6 protein-coding genes are annotated in these 3,400 nt (G+C 63.1%); 1 reads left to right on the top strand and 5 read right to left on the bottom strand.

Annotated features, from left to right (window positions below):
- Positions 1 to 623: SDR family NAD(P)-dependent oxidoreductase (locus WBB85_RS13740; protein WP_432639172.1), on the top strand; the 623-nt coding region annotated here is incomplete at its 5' end.
- Positions 624 to 925: 302 nt separating this feature from the next.
- On the opposite strand, the gene WBB85_RS13735 is transcribed toward WBB85_RS13740, so the two are convergent.
- The 5 genes from WBB85_RS13735 to WBB85_RS13715 form a co-directional block, all read right to left on the bottom strand.
- Positions 926 to 1,513, bottom strand: coding sequence for a GNAT family N-acetyltransferase (locus tag WBB85_RS13735; RefSeq protein ID WP_432639171.1), 588 nt, complete (start codon positions 1,511 to 1,513; stop codon positions 926 to 928).
- Positions 1,510 to 1,908, bottom strand: coding sequence for a ketosteroid isomerase-related protein (locus WBB85_RS13730; protein ID WP_432639170.1), 399 nt, complete (start codon positions 1,906 to 1,908; stop codon positions 1,510 to 1,512). Before WBB85_RS13730 ends, WBB85_RS13735 begins: the two co-directional genes overlap by 4 nt.
- A 187-nt stretch (positions 1,909 to 2,095) precedes the next feature.
- Entirely contained in the window at positions 2,096 to 2,491 is a 396-nt protein-coding gene (locus WBB85_RS13725; RefSeq protein ID WP_432639173.1) for a low molecular weight phosphatase family protein, read from the bottom strand.
- Positions 2,492 to 2,556: 65 nt separating this feature from the next.
- Positions 2,557 to 3,036 carry a UPF0262 family protein gene (locus tag WBB85_RS13720; RefSeq protein ID WP_432639169.1) on the bottom strand — a complete coding sequence of 160 codons (480 nt, stop codon included), beginning with the start codon at positions 3,034 to 3,036 and terminating at the stop codon, positions 2,557 to 2,559.
- The coding region (locus tag WBB85_RS13715; protein WP_432639168.1) for a histidinol dehydrogenase at positions 3,033 to 3,400 on the bottom strand (368 nt) is incomplete at its 5' end. The genes WBB85_RS13720 and WBB85_RS13715, both read right to left, overlap by 4 nt.

Here is a 3,400-nt window from a genome sequence, read left to right as displayed (position 1 = left end):
TTGCAGCCCTCGCCGCGGACTGCACCCTACGCGGGGCAAGGACGACCGAGGCCCTGAGCTTCGACGCCCGCAAGCCCGAAAGCTTTGCCGCGCTGATCGAGCGGATGGAGGCCGAGGAGGGCGAGCTGAACGCCGCCGTCTTCGTCGGCTCCATGCCCGAGCAATCAGAGATCGACGCCGACCCCGCGCTGATCGACGGTGTGGTGACCGACAGCCACACAGGCCCCGCCCACTTTCTGCAGATGCTGGCGCCCTTGATGGAAGCGCGCGGCGGTGGCACGGTCGTGGGCGTCGCGTCCGTGGCAGGCGACCGGGGGCGGATTGGCAACTATGTCTATGGTTCGGCCAAGGCGGGGTTTGCCACCTATCTTTCCGGCCTTCGGAACCGGTTGACCCGCGCGGGCGGGCATGTGGTGACCGTAAAGCCCGGCTTCGTCGACACTGCGATGACCTGGGGCCTGCCGGGAATGTTCCTTGTCGCCGCACCCGAGGCGGTTGCGGGTGACATCCTGAAAGCCGTGAAGAAGCGCCGCAACACGATCTATACGCCGTTCTTCTGGCGCTACATCATGCTGATCATCCGCCATATCCCCGAGCCGATCTTCAAGAAGATGAAGATCTGAGGCTAAACAGCGGGACGTTGCTGCCATTGCACCCATCACACCGCGAGCCGGACAGGTGCCTGCCCGTGGGGTGGCGCAGCGACCATTCTTCATGGTGCTTTATAGTAACAAAGCCCCTCTGACCTCACGCGAACCGCGCGGCCGCAAAAGCGCCAGCCCGCCGGGACGGGCAGGCGCTCGCCCGCCGCCTTCGGCTTGTTTCCGGGCGAAAGGGAACACCCGCCAAGGTCCGCTCCCGGCTAGGACCAACCCAAGCCGTTTATGGCGACCAGGAGGTCCCGGATCAGGTCCGGGACAGGCGGTCAGAGTGCCCGGATCCAGAACTGCATCGGCTTTGTGGTCTCGTCCGCCTCGCCGATATCCTTCCACGCATATTCCGCAACAGCCCCTTCCAGCGGCGCATAGCCGCGCTTGTGCCAGAAGCCGTCGAGCGGGCGGTAGGTGTCTGGATGCAGTGGATGATCCTCGGGCCGCACCACCCGGCAGAAGGCCGAATGGGACCGGCCCAGCGCACGCGCATGCGCCTCGCGCATATCAAAGAAGGCGTGTCCCAGACCCCTGCCCCGGTAATCCGGCAAAAGCACCGATTCCGCGCAATAGAAGATGTCGCTCAGCGGCAGGCCCGTGGCCGCAAATGCCGCGCCGAATTCGTCGCCATGCTCCTCCATCGGCGTCCCGGTCGAAGCCCCGACCAGACGGCCATTGTCGAAAGCCCCGACAAGGATCGCATTCCCGCTCTCGCGGTAGGTCTTCAGGTAGCGCCGCTCATAGTCCAGATGGCCGTCATAAAGATAGGGCCAGTCACGGAACACGGCGATGCGCAGCCGCGCGACATCGTCAAGTGCGGCTTCCAGCGCCTCACCGGTCAGGGCAAGGACTTCGATCGTCATGCGGAGACCTGCCGGATCCAGTCCTGAAGGTTGTAATAGGTCGTCACGCGGGTGATCTTGCCGTCCTTCAGATCAAAGAAGCCGCCCGCAGGCAGCACATATTTCTGCCCCCTCGCCTCGGGCAGGCCGGGATCGGTCTTGAGATAGGTGCCGTTGACCACGAATTCCGCCGCCCCGCGCGTGCCCTCGTCATTGGAAAAGACCACCATGTCGGTCAGCTCCTCGCGGTAGGTCTCGCTCATATGGCGGCAGAATTCGGCAAACGCCTCCTTGCCCAGCCGTGTCGCGCCCTCATTCACGTGATGGGCGAAGTCGTCGTGCAGGGTCACCAGCATCGCGGCGAGGTCGCCCCGGTTGAAGGCGGCGTAATAGGCTTCGATCGTGGCACGGGTCATCCGGTTCTCTCCCAAATTTCCGGCGGAGATTAGTTGGGGGACGTGATCACGCCCAGTCTCAATGCGTCAGTTTTTCGCCCAGTTGCGCCGCAGCACCTATAGCGTTTCGAGTTTTCGTTGAACCATCAAGTATCGGAGTTCGAAAGAAAAAGGTTCGAATTCCGATACGATGTAAACTCGAAACGCCTTAACCGACCGTTGGCGGGCCGAAGCGTTCGATCATCCGCGTCCGGATCTGGTCACGGGCCTGACGGTAGGCGTTGAGCTTTGTCTCGCGGTTCTCACCGATGCCGGTCGGGTCCATTACCGGCCAGTATTCCACATCCAGATGGAAGAACCGGGTGAATTCCAGCGCCTGCCGCTGGCTTGCGGGCGACAGCGCCACGACAAGGTCAAAGCCCGACAGGTCATCGCCCCATTGCTGCATTTCCTCGAACGAGCGCGACCGGTGGCGCGCGAGCTCAACGCCAATCTCGGCGCAGACGGCGATGGAAAAGCCGTCGATTTCCATATCGTTATGCACACCCGCCGACTGCACATAGCAGTCATGGCCGTAGAACTTCTTCATCATGCCTTCCGCCATCGGTGACCGAACAGCGTTGTGATCGCAGCAGAAGAGCACAGACTGGGGCAGGTTGCCGTCCAAGATCAGCCCCCGAAATGCAGAACGCAAATGAGGGTAAAGAGGCGCCGCGCGGTGTCGATATCAAGATCCGCCTTGCCTTCCAGCCGTTCCTGCAAGACCCGCGCGCCTTCGTTGTGGATACCGCGCCGTGCCATGTCGATGGCTTCGATCTGACTGGGCGGCAGGCGTTTCACGGCCTCGAAATAGCTTTCGCAGATCTGGAAATAGTCCTTCACGACCTGCCGGAAGGGCCCGAGCGACAGGTGGAACTCTGCCACCTTTTCCTCGCCCTCGGTCGCGATATCGAAGACCAGCCGCTTTTCCTTGATCGCAAGGCCCAGCCGGAACGGCCCCTCGGGCGGGGCCTCGCCATCCTTCGGCGGCAGGGTAAAGGAGTTGTCCTCCAGAAGGTCGAACACCGCGACCTTGCGTTCCTGTTCTACCTCAGGGGTGGGCGCGGGCAGGCCGCGATCGTCGATCTCGATATGGCAGATGCGGCTCATGTCCCGCCCTCCCGGTTCAGCCGGTCGAGCCGGGCGCGGACTGAAAGACCATGCGCCTCAAGGCTTTCCGATTGGGCCAGCCGTTCTGCCGCCGGGCCGATGGCGGCCAGCGCCCCGGGTGTCATCCTGGCAATCGTCGTCCGCTTGATAAAATCCATCACGCTCAGCCCGCTCGAAAACCGTGCCGAGCGCGCTGTGGGCAGCACATGGTTCGGCCCGCCCACGTAATCGCCGATCGCTTCCGGAGTCCAGCGCCCAAGGAAGATTGCCCCCGCATGGGTGATGCGTTCAGCCAGCGCGTCGGGATCGTCGACGCAAAGCTCCAGATGCTCGGGCGCCACCCGGTTCGAAAGCGCCGCCGCCT

The organism is Albidovulum sp. (genome assembly GCF_049646345.1).
Lineage (GTDB): Bacteria > Pseudomonadota > Alphaproteobacteria > Rhodobacterales > Rhodobacteraceae > Albidovulum.
Note: the sequence above shows the minus strand (reverse complement) of the source record. Positions and strands in the feature narration are given on the sequence as shown.